The organism is Facivitalis istanbulensis, assembly GCF_040560405.1.
Taxonomy (GTDB): domain Bacteria; phylum Pseudomonadota; class Alphaproteobacteria; order Sphingomonadales; family Sphingomonadaceae; genus Sphingomonas; species Sphingomonas istanbulensis.
The window spans coordinates 1-16,258 of sequence record NZ_JAVSCQ010000045.1; the positions used below are offsets into that span (position 1 = coordinate 1).

12 protein-coding genes and 1 pseudogene are annotated in these 16,258 nt (G+C 64.7%); 11 read left to right on the forward strand and 2 right to left on the reverse strand.

The features are described from left to right. The first annotated feature begins 173 nt into the window (after positions 1-173). The 7 genes and pseudogenes from RN629_RS17280 (at position 174) to RN629_RS17310 (ending at position 8,797) form a co-directional block, all read left to right on the forward strand. Positions 174-326, forward strand: a complete 153-nt coding sequence (locus tag RN629_RS17280) for a hypothetical protein (RefSeq protein WP_407036355.1) — start codon at positions 174-176, stop codon at positions 324-326. Between the two features lie 71 nt (positions 327-397). Further along, positions 398-688 (forward strand): type II toxin-antitoxin system RelE/ParE family toxin, encoded by a 291-nt coding sequence (locus RN629_RS17285; RefSeq protein ID WP_407036356.1) that lies wholly within the window; start codon positions 398-400, stop codon positions 686-688. A 9-nt stretch (positions 689-697) separates the two neighbouring features. Continuing rightward, a complete protein-coding gene (locus RN629_RS17290; protein WP_407036357.1) occupies positions 698-1,027 on the forward strand; it encodes a HigA family addiction module antitoxin in 330 nt (109 codons plus the stop codon). 32 nt (positions 1,028-1,059) lie between these two features. After that, positions 1,060-2,418: pseudogene (locus tag RN629_RS17295) on the forward strand (DNA methyltransferase); the annotation flags it as partial. A 490-nt stretch (positions 2,419-2,908) separates the two neighbouring features. Continuing rightward, a complete protein-coding gene (locus RN629_RS17300) occupies positions 2,909-5,116 on the forward strand; it encodes a TonB-dependent siderophore receptor (RefSeq protein ID WP_407036358.1) in 2,208 nt (735 codons plus the stop codon). Between the two features lie 360 nt (positions 5,117-5,476). Then, the gene (locus RN629_RS17305; protein ID WP_407036359.1) at positions 5,477-8,530 is read left to right on the forward strand and encodes a diguanylate cyclase; all 3,054 of its coding nucleotides are present in this window, start codon (positions 5,477-5,479) and stop codon (positions 8,528-8,530) included. A gap of 42 nt (positions 8,531-8,572) precedes the next feature. Further along, positions 8,573-8,797 (forward strand): DUF5818 domain-containing protein, encoded by a 225-nt coding sequence (locus RN629_RS17310; protein ID WP_407036360.1) that lies wholly within the window; start codon positions 8,573-8,575, stop codon positions 8,795-8,797. Between the two features lie 6 nt (positions 8,798-8,803). Here the strand turns inward: RN629_RS17310 and RN629_RS17315 are convergent, their stop codons facing one another. Both RN629_RS17315 and RN629_RS17320 read right to left on the reverse strand, forming a co-directional pair. Continuing rightward, a complete protein-coding gene (locus RN629_RS17315; protein ID WP_407036361.1) occupies positions 8,804-9,742 on the reverse strand; it encodes a DUF808 domain-containing protein in 939 nt (312 codons plus the stop codon). Between the two features lie 96 nt (positions 9,743-9,838). Beyond that, positions 9,839-10,711: a LysR family transcriptional regulator gene (locus RN629_RS17320; protein ID WP_407036362.1), complete on the reverse strand. Its 873-nt coding sequence runs from the start codon at positions 10,709-10,711 to the stop codon at positions 9,839-9,841. A gap of 101 nt (positions 10,712-10,812) precedes the next feature. Between RN629_RS17320 and RN629_RS17325 the strand changes: the two genes are divergently transcribed. From RN629_RS17325 to RN629_RS17340, 4 genes are read left to right on the forward strand one after another with little or no spacing between them, the layout of a single operon-like run. Beyond that, positions 10,813-12,915 (forward strand): malate synthase G, encoded by a 2,103-nt coding sequence (locus RN629_RS17325; protein ID WP_407036363.1) that lies wholly within the window; start codon positions 10,813-10,815, stop codon positions 12,913-12,915. Next, on the forward strand, positions 12,915-13,469 hold the full coding sequence (locus RN629_RS17330) for a gamma carbonic anhydrase family protein (RefSeq protein ID WP_407036364.1): 555 nt from the start codon (positions 12,915-12,917) through the stop codon (positions 13,467-13,469). Before RN629_RS17325 ends, RN629_RS17330 begins: the two co-directional genes overlap by 1 nt. A gap of 32 nt (positions 13,470-13,501) precedes the next feature. Further along, entirely contained in the window at positions 13,502-14,212 is a 711-nt protein-coding gene (locus RN629_RS17335) for a response regulator (protein WP_407036365.1), read from the forward strand. Then, the gene (locus RN629_RS17340; RefSeq protein WP_407036366.1) at positions 14,209-15,534 is read left to right on the forward strand and encodes an ATP-binding protein; all 1,326 of its coding nucleotides are present in this window, start codon (positions 14,209-14,211) and stop codon (positions 15,532-15,534) included. Before RN629_RS17335 ends, RN629_RS17340 begins: the two co-directional genes overlap by 4 nt. Positions 15,535-16,258 lie beyond the last annotated feature (724 nt).

Consider the following 16,258-nt stretch of genomic DNA (forward strand, 5'->3'; position numbering starts at 1 on the left):
ATAACCCGCGATCCGCTCCCATTGCTCGTCCGTCAGCGTCCGTCTGCTCAAGGCCTGGCTCCTTCACCAACCTTGAATCAGAACTCTCGCCTCATGGAAATCCTGCAAATGCAGACGCACCCTAAGGTGAAAGGCGAACTCGATGACGAAGCAACGACGGTTCACGAAGGAGTTTGAGGACGAAGTCCGCCACGATCTTCACCAATGATCGCGGCAAGTTGGTTTCGGCGATCAACGAGCGCGCCGGGCAGGTGCAAACCGCCATCGCGCAGGCCGTCATGCCCACGCCCGCAGCCGATAAGGCGGCAGGGGCCGGGCTGGGTTGACCCGGCATATCACGCCATTCAACTGTATTGCGTCACTTGACGCCGAACGGTCACCGAGATAGGAGAAGCCCATGAAGATTAGAAACGTGATCCACAAGGGATTGCGGCGATTCATCGAGGATGACGATGAAAGCGGCCTTCAACCCGCCGTTGTCGCCAAGGTCCGGCGCATGGTCACTTTCCTTCAGGACATGGAGCTGGAGGACGAGCTTCGCACCGTGCCGAGCTGGAAGGCCCATACGCTGACCGGCGACCGCAAGGGAACGTGGAGCCTGTTCGTCACCAAGAACTGGCGGATGACGTTTCGGATCGACCGCGACGAGATCGAGATCATCGACCTCGATTATGAGGATTACCACTAGGAGGTGGCTATGGCTTCGATTGCAGGCATCCGCTTGAAGAACCCGGCCCATCCCGGCGGCTTCATCAAGCATGAGATCATCGAGCCGCTGGGCCTGTCGGTCACAGCGGCGGCGGATGTGCTGGGCGTGACGCGCGCCACGCTTTCGACCTTGCTCAATGAGCGCGCGCACCTGTCGCCGGAAATGGCGCTGCGCGTCGAGAAGGCGTTCGGCGTGTCGATGGACACCCTCATGCGGATGCAAAACAGCTACGACATCGCACAGACTCGCAAGCGCGAGGGCGAGATCAAGGTGATGCCGTTCAAGGGCAAGCCGGTGGAGCCGCGCGCGACGGCCTGACCTGACAGGCGAATGAGAATGGATTGCCCTGAATGAACGCCGTTGAGATTGAAGAAGCCGTATCCGCGCTCGCCGAACGTCCCTTTGACGCGGAGGAGTTCCCGTCTGCCTTCCTCGCCGCCTTCGGGAACAAGGACACCACGATCAAGCGGCTGCGCGCCGCCAAGGGATCGACCAACGCATCCGACCTGCTCGGCGGCGTCCTCCAACGCAACAACGTCCATATCGCCGTCGCCGCCCCCGGTGCGGTGACGCAGACCCTTGCCGCGCTTCGGGCCAGCCCCGCCACCGCGAAGGCCAAGGCCAAGTTCATTCTGGCGACGGATGGCGACACCTTCGAGGCGGAGGATGTGGACAGCGGCGAAACCGTCGCCTGCCCTTATGCCGACTTCCCTACCCATTTCGGCTTCTTCCTGCCGCTGGCCGGGATCACTACGGTCAAGCAAATCCGCGAAAGCTCGTTTGACATCCGGGCGACCGGCCGCCTGAACCGGCTGTATGTGGAGCTGTTGAAGGACAACCCCGATTGGGGCGCGGCAGACCGGCGCCCCGACATGAACCATTTCATGGCCCGGCTGATCTTCTGCTTCTTCGCGGAGGATACCGACATCTTCCACCGCAGCTATCCGTTCACCGGCACGGTCGAGAAGATGAGCGACCGGGATTCGTCTAACACCCATGAGGTGATCGGCGAGCTGTTCCGCGCCATGAACACGCGGATCGCCGAACGCGAGGCGGCTGGTATCGCCCGCTGGGCCAACCCCTTCCCCTATGTGAACGGCGGGCTGTTCTCCGGCGATCTATCCGTGCCGCGTTTCAGCAAGATCGCTCGTTCCTACGTTCTCCATATCGGCAGCCTCGACTGGACGAAGATCAATCCGGACATCTTCGGGTCGATGATTCAGGCCGTGGCGGATGACGAGGAGCGCGGCGCGCTGGGGATGCACTACACCAGCGTTCCCAACATCCTGAAAGTGCTGAACCCGCTGTTTCTGGATGACCTGCGGGCGCGGCTTGAGGAGGCGGGCGACAACAGCCGGATACTGCTGAACCTGCGTCGGCGCATGGCGCGGATCAAGGTGTTCGATCCCGCGTGCGGCAGCGGCAATTTCCTTGTCATCGCCTACAAGGAAATGCGGGCCATCGAGGCCGAGATCAACAAGCGGCGCGGCGAAGCCGAGCGCGCATCCGAAATCCCGTTGACCAATTTTCGCGGGATCGAGCTGCGCGACTTCCCGGCCGAGGTTGCTCGCCTTGCGCTTATCATCGCGGAGTTCCAGTGCGACGTGCTCTATCGCGGGCAGAAGCTGGCGCTGGCCGAGTTTCTGCCGCTCAACGCGGAAAACTGGATCACCTGGCCGTGCCACCCTCAATTCGCGCTTGATGGACTCGGTTCGAATCTTTTTTCAGTCAAAAATTCTAGGGGCCTTTCAGGGGGCCTTGCGAAAATGGCGGAAGCATAAAACTGTTCAATCTCTGTGGGTTAGAGAGAGTATTTCGATTCCCTTTACCCGCTCCAATTTTCTGGCGTTTTCCAATAATTTGTCCCTCGCCTGACAGCGATCGGGCTTGCCGGCAGCCGATATTAATGCGCCTTTTATCGCCCCCAATCCAAGCGAGTCGACCTTTTTGACGGCTCATATGTTGGCGCAAGGACCGATCGGTTGGGTCGCTGATAGCGCGGATGAGGCGCGCAGTTCCGAACGCTTCTCATCCTGTTCATCGGCTCACCTGCACGCGGTCCTCCCAGAGGTGATACGTCCGCAATCGATGTCAGTTGCAGGCATGGAATAGTGATATTGCGAAGTGTTATCATATGATATAGGGGCCGGTCATGGCTGCCGCTCGCATGACGAGTGATGCATGACAGGGGGACCGACATTGAAATTCAAAGCTTCTCTTCTTCTTGGACCGGCGTTGATCGCCTTCACGGGGCCCGCCATCGGCCAGACAATGAAATCCGAAGGCGGTGAAGCATCGCGGGATGCGAAAGCGGCGGATGCGACGGGCAATGATCAGGACATCGTCGTTCGCGGCCGATATACCCTGCCCGACAGGATCGATACCGCGACCGGGCTCGGGCTGACGATTCGCGAGACGCCGCAGTCCGTCAGCGTCGTCACCGCGCAACGCATCCTCGACCAGAACATGACCAGCGTCCGGGACGTCATCGAGAATGGCATCGGCGTCGCGGTCAACGAGACCGACGACGTGCGGAACTCGTTCTTCTCGAGGGGCTTCGAGATTCGGAACACGCAGATCGACGGCGTCCCCACCGCCTGGGCCTTGGGGGGCGACCGTGGCGAGACGATCGCCGACGTCTCGATCTACGAGCGGGTCGAGATCGTGCGCGGCGCTACCGGCCTGCTGAGCGGGGTGGGCGATCCGTCCGCGTCCATCAACCTGGTTCGCAAGCACGCCGACAAGCGGACATGGGGCGGATATCTCGAGGCCGCTGGCGGCAGTTGGGACACGTGGCGCCTGTCCGGCGATCTTGGCGGGGCGGTCACCTCCGATGGCCGTTTGCGCGTGCGCGGGGTCGGCCGATATGAGGAGGGGAATGCCTTCACCGATTTCTACAAGAACAAGAAGCTCGTTCTGTACGGCGTCCTTGACGCGGACGTCACCGACGACACACTCCTGCGCATCGGCTTCAGCCATCAACGTAACGAGCCGCATGGCGCGTTCTGGGGCAGCCTGCCGACCTTCTATAGCGATGGCACGATCGCGCGCTGGGACCGATCCAAGAGCACGGCACAGCCCTGGACCACCTGGACGACGGTCAATCAGAATTTCTTCGTGACGCTGAGCCATGATTTTGGCGGCGGCTGGAGCCTGACGGGCAATTACAACAGGTTCCGCAACTCGCAATTCACGCAGATCCTCTACCTCTATGGAAACGTCGACCGCACGACGGGGCTGGGCCTGCGCAGCAACCCCTATTCGGCCAATGGCGAAAGCATCCAGAACAGCTATGATGCCCAGTTGAAGGGGAAGGTGTCACTGTTCGGTCGCGACCATGATCTGGTGCTCGGTTATCTGAACAGCGAACTGAACCGCCAGACGGAGAGCTACGCGCCGCTGAACGAACTGGCGCCGCTTGGCAATTTCCTGTTCCCGCCTGCGGGCGACTTCATCAACTGGAATGCCAACTCCTATCCCTTCCCCGGATTCTCGCAGATCGGCGTGGTCAACGAACAGGAGCGGATACGGCAGATCGGTTATTATGGCGCGGTGCGCCTCAACCCGACCGACTGGCTGAAGGTGATTGGCGGCGGTCGCCTGGCGACCTATCGCCAGAGCGGGCGCGCCTATAAGGTCGATCGCAACTATGGCGACGGGAATGTCTTCATTCCCTATGTCGGTGTTCTGGCGGACATCACCCCCAACCACCGGTTCTATGCCAGCTATACGACGATCTTCCTGCCGCAAAATGCCCAGGATCGAAACTACGTTCAGCTCGATCCGATCAGGGGCAAATCCTATGAAGTCGGCCTGAAAAGCGCCTTCTTCGACGACGCCTTGCAGACATCAGTCGCGCTGTTCCGCATCGAGCAGGACAATCTCGCCCAGATCGATGGATCGCCGATCACCAGGCCCGGGACGGGGCTGCCGTTCCAGCCTTACAGGGCGGCGAAAGGCGTCGTGAGCAAGGGCTTCGAGGTCGAGGTTACCGGAAGCCCGTTGCCCAACTGGAACGTCAATGTCGGTTATAGCCAGTTCACGGCACGGGACGCCGCCGATGCGGATGCCAATACCGACCAGCCGCGGCGGTTGCTCAAGGCTTTCACGACTTACACCGTGCCGCAGGTGCTGAGCGGTCTGACCTTCGGGGGTGGCGTCAATTATCGCAGTAGCGCCTATTCCCTCGGGGCCATTCCGGGAACGGCCACGCCGTTTCGCTTCGAACAAGGGGGCTTCGCCGTCGTCAATCTGATGGCGCGCCTGGCGGTTGACGATCACGTCAACCTGCAGGCCAATGTCGAGAATGTCCTCGACAAGACCTATTACAGCCAGGTCGGGTCATTCGGCCAGTATCGTTACGGTCAGCCGCGCAACTTCACCGTGAGCGCGAGCTACAGGTTCTGATGAGGGTGGCGGTGCCCGGCCATCAAGTGTCGGGCACCGCACTTTGGAAAATCTCTGGGGTGTCCATCTGCGGTGGAATGGGCTCGCCCCCTATCGAATAACGGGCAGGATAGAAGGGCGGAAAGACGCTGCCACGCCGGACGCGGTGGCTGCGGGCTACGCCAAGCCGCAAACCGTCCACAGGCAGAACAAACGCCCGAACCCCCGTTTCCCCTTTACGAGCGCCAAGCCGCTCGCCCGAATATGACGGCACCCGCTTCGGGATGAAGCGGCCCGCCGCAATCGCCCAACAGCCTCTAGCCTCGTTAACCATGTTTTACTAATGGCGGTGGCAAGGGGGTGCGAATGAGAATGCGTGGCATGAAGCGATGTTGGGCCTATGGCATCGCTGCCCTGTCTTTGATCGGGGCGGCCGTGCCGATCGCCGCTGCGCTTCCCTCCTCGGGTGTCGATCCATGGGCCGCCTGGCGATGGATGACCTTTTTCAGCCTGGGCGAGGCGGCAGGGCTGCCGCATGTCACCACAACGGCCATTGTCCGCGCCCGCGACGGCACGATGTGGATCGGAACGCGTGGCGGGCTGACCCGCTATGACGGACAGCGTCTCCGCATCTTCAAGCAGGGAACGGCGGATCCCCATTCTCTGCCCGACAATTATGTCCGTTCGCTGCTGGCCTTGCCCGATGGAGACATCCTGGTGGGCACCAATGTCGGCGGCCTGGCTCGCTACGATGTGCGCAAGGGCCATTTCATTCGTATCCCGGCTACACGGGGCTATGTCGGCGCGCGGGTTTTCGGCCTGACGCCCGATGGCGCAGGAGGCGCCTATCTGGCGTCCGACGGCGGCGTCCATCACTATCTCGTCAAGGTCGACCGGATCGATCCGATGCGCGATGGCGCGATCCCGGCCGACGGGACGGGGCGCACCCAGGGGGCGTTTGCGGTTCATCTCGATCGCGACGGCGCGCTTTGGGCCGGATGCGATCAGGGTCTGTGGTTACGGGCGCCGGGCGCACGACGGTTTCGCCGGGTCGATGGCCTCCCGGACCAGTCGATGGGCGATGTCTGGTCGATCATGCGGGATCGGCATGGGCGTCTGTGGGTCGGCACCGGCTCGAACGGCGTCTACGCCTCGCGAACCCGCGCTGCGACGGGGTTCTTCCAACTGCCGAGCTTGTCGGCGGACGCGCCGCAGATCCGCCATCGGACGATCCGGGCGTTGCTGGAAGATCGGATGGGCCGCATCTGGATCGGGACCGACGGGATGGGCGTCATCCTGCTCGATCCGGCGCGCGGCTATGCGGCGACCAGCATACGGCGCATCACCGCCAATCCCCAGTCGCTGGCCGGAGATGCGGTGCGCTCGCTCGCGCTGGATGGCGGCGGCTGGATATGGGCCGCGACCGAACTGGGCGCGTCGCGGACCCAGGGGCCGGGCGAAGGCGTGTTGCGCATCGGATCGTCCATGCCCGAACCGCAATTGTCGCTGGCCGAGAATAATGTTCGCAGCATCCTGGTCGATCGACGTGGCTGGATATGGCTGGGCATGAGCAATGGCGCGGTCGACCGGATCGACCAGCAGGCCGGCAATGTGCGGCACGTGACCCTGTTCGGCAATCACGGTGGACAGGATATCAAGGCGTTGATCGACGCCCGTGACGGTTCGATCCTGGTCGGCGCGCGCGGCATTGTGGCGATCGACCCGGCAAGCTTCACGCAGCGCAACCTTCCCGTGCCGGAACTGCACGGCCTGCCCGTCATCTCGCTGGCGGAGACGCCCGAGGCGCTGTTGATCGGCACCTACAAGGGGCTTTACCGGCGCGACTGGAAGTCGGGGCGCGCGACACTCTACCACCACGACCCCGCCGATCCGCACAGCCTTCCCAACAACGAAGTCATCAACATCGTCGCGCTGGCGGACGGCCGCGCGCTGATGGCCACGCCGGGTGGCATCGGCCTGTTCGATCCCGCGCACGGCACCTTCACCAATTTCGCCAACCGTGTCGGCGACCCGGACAGCCTGCCGCAGGACTATGCCGGTTCGATCGTGCCGAGCGGCCGGGATCTGTGGGTGGGCACCTATGGCGGCATCGCCTTTGGACAACCCGGCGGCAACGGGTGGCGCTTCCGCGCCATTACCGAAGCCCAGGGGCTGGCGGGGGATAATGTCGCCTCGCTCGTTCTCGACCGGCAAAAGCGCCTATGGGCCGCGAGTGCGGGCGGCATCTCCGTGGTCGATCCATCGGCGCGTTTCGTCCATGTGATGGGGCGCCGGGACGGCATGACGATGAGCGCGTTCAACCAGCGGGCGGTGGCGCGGACCGCGGACGGGTCGCTGCTGTTCGGATCGCCCGATGGGTTGATGGTGTTGAGCCCCGATATCCTCACCAAAAGGCCGCAGGCGCAGGAGGCTGGCCTGATCGTCAGCGAGGTCGAGATCAACGGGCAGCCGCTGGCTGTCGATTCGGCCGCGCCCCAGCCCAGGATCCGGCTGGGCGTCGACGGGCGGACCTTGCACCTCGGCTTTGCGTTGACCGATTATGAAGCGCCGGAAGAGATTCGCTATGGCTATCGCCTGGCGGGGTTCGACAAGAAATGGATGGAGGTGCCGCCGGGTACGCCCGCCAGTGCGACCTACACCAATTTGCCGACGGGCGAATATGGGCTGGACCTGCGCGCGCGGGTACCAGGACTGGCGGGACATACCGTCATCCGGCGTGTCGTGGTGACGGTCGATCCGCAATGGTATGAGACCTGGCCGGCCCGCATCCTGATGACCGTATTCGGACTGCTGGCGCTGGTCGGGGCCGTCGCGCTCGTGACGGCGGTGGTGCGGCGGCGTGCCCGCCTGTTGGAGCGGATGGTCGAGGAGCGGACTCGCGCATTGCGCCTCGCGAACGAACAGCTTGATCGGCTGGCCAGCACCGATCCGCTCACCGGGTTGGCCAATCGGCGAACGCTGCTGGCGGCGCTGGACGCGACCGAGCGTGACGTTCGCGAGCGGGGCGGGGGCTTCGCCTTCGCGCTGCTCGACCTCGACTATTTCAAGCGGATCAACGATTCCCACGGTCATGATACCGGCGATACCGTTCTGGTCGAAGTGGCGCGGCGGATGCAGGAACAGGTCGGTCCGGCGGACGTCGTCGCGCGCTATGGCGGCGAGGAATTCGCCATCCTGTTCCCCGGCCTGACCTGTGTCGAGGCTGTGCGGATCGTGGAGGGGGTGCGGCGCGATCTGGCGATGGTGCCGATCATGGCGGGCGAGCGGAGCATCAGGGTCACGCTGAGCGCGGGTGTTTCTGCCTGGCAGGATGCGCAGGACAGCGGCATCCTGATCCGCCGCGCCGACGAAGCCCTGTATCGCGCCAAGCGGTGCGGAAGGAATCGGGTCGAAAAGGCCGTCGATCCCGATTGAGATGAGCGGAACGCCGGGCCATGTTCCGCCGTTCGTCCGGCCGTGGCTCGAGGATCGATCATTCCCGCGCCGACGCGCGAATGCCGGACCTTGCAGGGACGGCTGGTCCGGCGCGACGGCGCGTTCCTGCTGCAGGGCGATATGGGGGTGACGTTCGAACTGCTCTTGCCCCGTGTGCCAGTGGACCATGTCGGCAAGACCGTCATCGTGACCGGCCGGGAGATCGCGCCCGGCCTTTTTGAGGTTGAAGGCGTGCGCGCGGGCTGAAACGTCTTAATGTGCGGCCTTGCGATGGGGCAACAGGTACAGCACGGCGACGATGATCGATCCGACGATCAGGCCGACGATCGCCGCGCCGATGGCACCGACCAGCCAGTTGACCACGCCACCGGCCACCGGGACGGCCTCCGCGGCGTGATGCGCGATGCGATGAATCCCGTCGGGCAGGGCGGTCAGCCCGAATTCGCCCATGCCATGCACGATGATGCCCCCGCCGACCCAGATCATCGCCGCCGTCCCGACGGTTGCCAGGACTCGCAGCAACACTGGCATCGCCTTGACGAGCCCGCGACCGACGATCTGCGCGATGGCCGAGGCGCGTTTGGCCAGATGCAGGCCGATATCATCCATCTTCACGATCAACGCGACGACGCCATAGACGCCGAGGGTGATCGCGATCCCCACCAGCGCAAGGGCAATCGCCTGGGTCGCGATCGGCAGGTCGGGCAATTCGGACAGCGCGATTGCCATGATCTCGGCAGACAGGATCAGGTCGGTGCGGATCGCACCGGATACCTGCCGGTCTTCGAGCTGACGGGCGTCGAGGACGGCGGCGGCCTGCTCCGTCTCATGGCCACCGATCAGCGTTTCGAGAATCTTCTCGGCGGCCTCGAAACACAGGAACGCGCCGCCCGCCATCAGGATCGGCGTGATCGCCCAGGGCGCGAAGGCGCTGAGCAGCAGCGCGGCGGGGAGCAGAAAGATCAGCTTGTTGCGCAGCGACCCCAGCGCGATCTTGCCGATGATCGGCAATTCCCGCTGCGGGGCCAGTCCCACGACATAACGGGGCGTGACGGCGGTGTCGTCGATCACCACACCGGCGGCCTTGGCGCCTGCGCGCGCCGACGCGCCTGCCACATCGTCCAGCGACGCCGCCGCCAGCTTGGCGATCGCCGCGACATCGTCGAGCAGTGCGACCAGACCCCCTGCCATCGAAATTCATGCTCCCCTGTTGATGGACGGATGCCGGGCACCCGCGTTTTGCCTAGAGCCTGTGCGGCGCGGATGCACGGGGAAATGACAGGCGCGTCATGTCATCCAACTCGCACCGGACCAGCACTGGCCCAGATGTGCGATCAGTGCCTTTACCGCGGCCGGCGCTCCGGCCGGCGCGTGCAGGCCCCAGATGCCGATCGTGGCCGACCCCTCATGATCGGGCAGGATGCGAACAAGGCGGCCATCGGTCAGCGCGTCGTCCACGTCCCACAGGGACCGCAGCGCAATACCCGCTCCCCCCAGCGCCAGTTCGCGGACCAGTTCGCTGGAGTTGGTGGCGACGCAGCTTTCGCCGGACACCGTGGCGCCGGTCAGCCGCCAGGGAAGCTGCCCGGCGGCGGCGATCAGGCGATGGTCCGACAGCGCGGCGATCGTCTTCGGTACTCCGGCCCGCGCCAGGTAATCCGGGCTGGCACACAGCACCCGGCGGTTGGTGGCGAAGCGATGCGCACCCGGCCCTGCGACCTGTGCCGCTCCGATGCGGATGGCGAGGTCGACCCGCTCGACGGCGAGGTCGACCAGATGGTCGGTCAGGTCGATCTGCAACTGCACCGCGGGATGGCGATCGAGGAAGGCGGGTAGATGGGGCGCGACGCAAAGCCGCCCGAACGATGTCGGCGCGGTGACGCGCAGTGGGCCGGAGGGGCCGGCTGCGATGCGGCTGACCCGCGCCTCGGCCGCGCGCAGCCCGGCGACCATCGGCGCGACCTCTTCGTGGAAACGCGCGCCCGCCTCGGTCAGGTTGAGCCGTCGTGTCGTTCGATGCAACAGCCTTACCCCCAGCCGGGTCTCCAGTCGCGCCATGCGCTTTGAGACCATGGCGGGTGACAGCCGCCATTCACGCGCACCGCCCGCCAGGCTCCCCGCGCGGATCACGTCGACGAACAAGGCGATATCGGGGTCCATTCGTTCCTCTGGCGATCGACAGACATGCGATTATGTCGGCTACCGAAGGGGATTGCGAGCCCCTATGATGGGCGAGAAGATGTCCAGCGGGAGTAAATGCCATGATCGATCGCCACGGCCTGTTCGTCGCGCCAGCGCTCGCCCGTTTCATCGAGGAGCGGGCTCTGCCGGGTACGGACATCTCCCCCGATGGCTTCTGGTCGGGCTTGGCCGCCTTGTTCGCCCGCTTGGCACCCGAAAATGCGGCGTTGCTCGCCAGGCGCGATGCGTTGCAGGCGCGGATCGACGCCTGGTATCGGGAAGGCGGATCGCTCGACGGCGATGAACAGCGGCGCTTTCTGGAACAGATCGGCTATCTCGTGCCGGAGCCTGCCCCCTTCACCATCGACCCCGGGGCGGTGGATGACGAGGTCGCGCGTCTGGCCGGACCGCAACTTGTCGTGCCGATGCTCAACGCGCGCTTCCTGCTCAACGCCGCCAATGCGCGGTGGGGGAGCCTGTACGACGCGCTGTACGGCAGCGATGCGATCCTGCCGCCCACGCCGGCGCAGGGCTATGACCCGGTTCGCGGGGCTGCGGTGATCGACTGGGTTCGCGGCTTCCTCGACGAAACGCTTCCCATCGCCGGGTCATGGCGCAGCATATCGGACATGGCGGCGGCGGTCGCGACGCTGAAGGACCCGGGGCTCTTTGCGGGGCGGAGCGAGAAGGGGTGGCTGTTCCGGCATCACGGCCTGCACATCGAGATCGTGATCGACCGTACGCATCCCATCGGGCGGGATGATCGGGCGGGGATCGCCGACGTCGTGCTGGAGGCCGCCCTGACCACGATTTGCGACCTGGAGGACTCCGTCGCCGCCGTCGATGCCGAGGACAAGGTTGCGGGCTATGCCAACTGGCTGGGCCTGATCGACGGCACGCTGAGCGCACAGTTCGAGAAGGATGGCCGGACCGCGACGCGGACGCTGGCCGAGGATCGGCGCTATACCGCGCCTGATGGCCGGGCCTTCACCTTGCCGGGCCGCAGCCTCTTGTTCGTGCGCAATGTGGGCCATCTGATGACCACACCCGCCATTCGCCTGGCCGATGGGCGGGAGGCGCCCGAGGGCATATTGGACGCCGTCGTCACCAGCCTGATCGCCAGCCGGTCGGGGCATGGCTCACCCAATGGACGCAACCGCGCCATCTATATCGTCAAGCCCAAGATGCACGGGCCCGAGGAAGCGGCCTTCGCCGATCGGCTGTTCGATGCGGTCGAGGATATGCTGGGGCTGGAGCGGCATCGTATCAGGATCGGCGTGATGGACGAAGAACGACGCACGTCCGCCAATCTCGCCGCCTGCATCCATGCGGTGAAGGATCGGATCGTCTTCATCAACACCGGCTTTCTCGATCGCACGGGCGATGAGATCCATACGGCGATGCGGGCAGGGCCGGTCGTGCGGAAGAATGCCGTTAAGGCTACCGATTGGATCGCGGCCTATGAGGATCGCAATGTCCAGATCGGATTGGCCTGCGGCTTTGCCGGGCGCGCGCAGGTCGGCAAGGGGATGTGGGCCGCGCCCGATCGCATGGCGGACATGCTGGCGCAAAAGGGCGCGCATCCGATGACGGGGGCGTCGACCGCCTGGGTGCCTTCGCCGACCGCCGCGACGCTCCATGCGACCCATTATCACGCGATCGACGTGGCCGCGCGGCAGAAAGCACGGACCGGCGAACCGATCGCGCCACTCGAAACGCTGCTGACCCCGCCGGTGGCGAGCGATGGACACTGGACGGCAACGGAGATCGCAGAGGAACTGGACAATAACGCCCAGGGTCTGCTCGGCTATGTCGTTCGTTGGATCGACCAGGGGGTGGGGTGTTCGAAGGTGCCCGACATCCACGATATCGGATTGATGGAAGACCGCGCGACGCTCCGCATCTCGGCCCAGCATATCGCCAATTGGCTGCTTCACGGGGTTATCGATGCCGATCAGGTGGAGGATGCCCTGCGCCGCATGGCCGCGAAGGTCGATCAGCAGAATGCGGGCGATCCGGCCTATCGTACCATGGCGCCGGCGTTAGACGACAGCCTGGCCTTCCGTGCGGCGCGCGCCCTGATCTTCGAGGGGGCGGCGCAACCCAATGGCTATACCGAGCCGCTGCTCCATCGCTTCCGCCTGATGGCCAAGCAGGGCGAAGCCGCAAGGGCTCACGCCTGATGCCGCTCTACGCCCTGGGCGACAGCCGGCCCGATATTCACGCATCCGTCTGGATCGCGCCGTCCGCCGATGTGATCGGTGCAGCGGTGATCGCGGAGGATGCGAGTATCTGGTTCGGCGCGGTCGTCCGCGCCGACAACACGCCCATTCGCATCGGCGCGCGCAGCAATGTGCAGGACCACTCGGTTCTCCACTCCGATCCGGGCAGTCCGCTGCGCATCGGGGAGGATTGCACCATCGGCCACCGCGCGGTCCTGCACGGATGCGTGGTGGAGGAGGGATGCCTGATCGGCATGGGCGCGACGATCCTGAACAATGCGGCGATCGGCGCAGGGTCGCTGGTCGGAGCCGGGGCGCTGGTGACCGAGGGGAAGATTTTCCCGCCCGCCAGCCTCATCATCGGTTCGCCGGCCAGAGCGGTGCGCACGCTGGAACCCGGCGAGGTTGAGAAATTGCGTGCTTCGGCGGCGGGTTATGTGCGCCGCGCGGCGGACTATGCCGGGACGTTGCAGCGCGTGGACGAAGAGCGGAGGCGCGGCCGGGGCGGCCGTTGACGCCGCCGCGCCATCTGCCTAGCGATGAGCATGTGACGCCGCCAACCATCCTGATCGTGGAAGACGATCCCGCCCTTCGCACCCTGACTGCCCGCGCGTTGCAGGAAAACGGCTTTGCCGTGAAGCTGGCCAACGCCGCGCCCGAAATGTGGCAGGCGCTGGACGTCGGACAGATCGACCTGATCCTGCTCGACATCATGTTGCCGGGCACGAGCGGCATCGATCTGTGCCGTCAGATCCGCCAGAAGAACGCGGTTCCCATCATCTTCATCAGCGCGAAGGGCAGCGAAGTCGACCGCGTGGTCGGACTGGAACTCGGCGCCGACGATTATCTTGCCAAGCCGTTCGGCACGCGTGAACTGGTCGCCCGCATCCGTGCGGTGCTGCGCCGGGGCGGGCTGGAAAAGGCCCCGGGCGAGCGAGAAGCCGGGATATTGGGCTTTGACGGCTGGACCGCCAATCTTCCGCGCCGGGAACTCATGTCGCCGACCGGCGCACAGATCGAACTGACCGGGGCCGAATTCGACCTGCTGGTCGCCTTTCTGGACAATGCGCAGCGCGTGGTGGCGCGTGAACGGCTGATCGAATTGTCGCGGGCACGGATCGGCGACAGTTCGGATCGCAGCATCGACGTATTGGTCAGCCGCCTGCGCCGCAAATTGTCGGGCGCGGGCGGGGCGGCGCCGATCGTGACCGTGCGCGGCGTCGGCTATATGCTCAACGTTCCGGTCGAACGGCGGTGATCCGCCCCTCGGTCGGCCTGCTCGGGCGGATCGTCGCGATCCTGCTGCTGGCCGTGACGATCGAGTTCGTGGTGTCGACCTATCTTTACGAGCGCGCCAGCCATGTGTCGGTCCGCGATGACGAGGCACGGCGTCTGGCCGAGCACCTGATCGTCGCGCGACGGGTGCTGAACGAGCGTCCCGCCAGCGAACGCAGTGAGGTCTCGGAGGAACTGACCACGGACCGCTATATCATCAGCTGGTCGCCGGATGCTCCGGCCACACCGTCCATCGCGCCCGAGATGGACAGTATGCGGCGACAGATCGTCGATTGGGAGCCGTCGCTCGCGGCGACGGACATGCATTTGCGGCTGACGTCGCCGGGGCGGACGTCCGTCGTCTCCGGCGAGCTTCGGCTGGATGACGGCAGCATGCTCAGCTTCCGGATGCGCGAGGGCTTGCGGACGCTGGATCTGGCCTTGGGCCGAGTGTTGCTGGCATTGGTGCCGGCCATTGCGCTGATCCTGGTCAGCGGCGCGATGATCGGGCGCATCCTGCAACCCATGCGCCAGCTTGCGCGGGCGGCCGACAAACTGGGGCGCGGCGCGGCCGGGCAGGGGGCGATCATCGTGCCCGAACGCGGCCCCGGTGAGGTGCGTCACGTCACGCGCGCCTTTAATCGGATGCAGGCCCGGATCGGTCGTTTGATCGACGAGCAGACCCGCGCTCTGGCCGCGGTAGGACATGATCTGCGCACGCCGCTGGCGCGTCTGCGTCTGCGCGCCGATTCGATCGCCGAAGGGGAGTTGCGCGATGCGATCGGCGGCGACATCGAGGAGATGGAAGCCATGGTCTCCTCGCTGCTCGCCTTTCTGGGCGGTGAGGGAGAGGTGGAGCGGCCCGAACTGACCGACCTTGCCATATTATGCGCCAATCTGGCCGACGACGCGGCCGATCGGGGACGGGTCGTGCGCTATATCGGGCCGGATCATTTCGACTGCCGGCTGCGCCGTTTCGGCATGAAGCGCGCGCTGACCAACCTGGTCGAAAATGCGCTGCATTATGGGGAGCGCGCGACCATCACGCTTCACGCCGATGCCGGTGATGCGGTCCGCATCCTGGTTGAGGATGACGGGCCGGGCATCCCGGAAGAATCATTGGAACTGGTGCTGGAACCGTTCGTGCGGCTCGACACGGCGCGGCGGCGCGACACGGTCGGTTTCGGCCTGGGATTGTCGATCGTCGCGCGGGTCGTCGCGGAAGAGGCCGGTGTGCTGACCCTCACCAATCGGGCAGAGGGTGGCCTTTGCGCCGAGATTCGTCTGCCCGACTGTCGGACATAATTTGTCACGAACACGCTGCACGGCAGCAAAACTCAATGTGTATCTCCATGACTGTAAGGTCGAAGGAGTGCCTTTCCGATGCAGTGACCGGCGACGAATGGGCGCTTCCCATGACGGAGTGCCGTGTCGCCGCCGGATGACGGGTTCGTTTCTTAGATCATCCTGGTGAGAAACCGATGACGATGGAGTTCCATGTGACCGCTTTGGAATTGGAGGGTGCGCTGCTCGTGCTGGCAGTGATCATCACCTTCGCCGCAATCGAGGGCTGGAAGGCCCGCTAACCTCTTACCGCTTCGCAGGGTTCCGCTGCCGTCCCCCTCAGGCATGAACCCGCGCGAAAGGGGTAGGCGGTCCGTCCGGTCATGGGCGGACCGTCTGCTCCATCGCCACCAGGCCGCCCCGAATGGCATCTGCCAGTTACGCGACCGGGCGGGCCCCGCTAACCCAGATGTTGAGGCTCATGGCTTCGCGGAAGCGGGTATTGCCGCGGGAAGCGACATGCCGATTGCCCTTCAGGCCTTTCCCGTCCGTCTCTGCCGCTGATGGGCGAGCACATGGCGGAATTTCAGCGCCAGCGCCTCCCGCGTATAAGGCTTGGAACCCACATTCTCCAAGTAAGTCGCTGATTTCGCTGTCGTAATCGTGATATTTCGCATATAAATCATGGCGTTGACGGCTGCGAGGGGCGCGTTTCATGGATCACCTGGAGGGTGCGGGCTTGGCG

What these genes read in the sequence shown, in the direction of transcription:
- RN629_RS17285 (WP_407036356.1), top strand. Translation starts at nt 398, where the DNA reads ATGAAGATTAGAAACGTGATCCACAAGGGATTGCGGCGATTCATCGAG.
- RN629_RS17305 (WP_407036359.1), top strand. Translation starts at nt 5,477, where the DNA reads ATGAAGCGATGTTGGGCCTATGGCATCGCTGCCCTGTCTTTGATCGGG.
- RN629_RS17315 (WP_407036361.1), bottom strand. Translation starts at nt 9,742, where the DNA reads ATGGCAGGGGGTCTGGTCGCACTGCTCGACGATGTCGCGGCGATCGCC.
- RN629_RS17320 (WP_407036362.1), bottom strand. Translation starts at nt 10,711, where the DNA reads ATGGACCCCGATATCGCCTTGTTCGTCGACGTGATCCGCGCGGGGAGC.
- RN629_RS17325 (WP_407036363.1), top strand. Translation starts at nt 10,813, where the DNA reads ATGATCGATCGCCACGGCCTGTTCGTCGCGCCAGCGCTCGCCCGTTTC.
- RN629_RS17290 (WP_407036357.1), top strand. Translation starts at nt 698, where the DNA reads ATGGCTTCGATTGCAGGCATCCGCTTGAAGAACCCGGCCCATCCCGGC.
- RN629_RS17330 (WP_407036364.1), top strand. Translation starts at nt 12,915, where the DNA reads ATGCCGCTCTACGCCCTGGGCGACAGCCGGCCCGATATTCACGCATCC.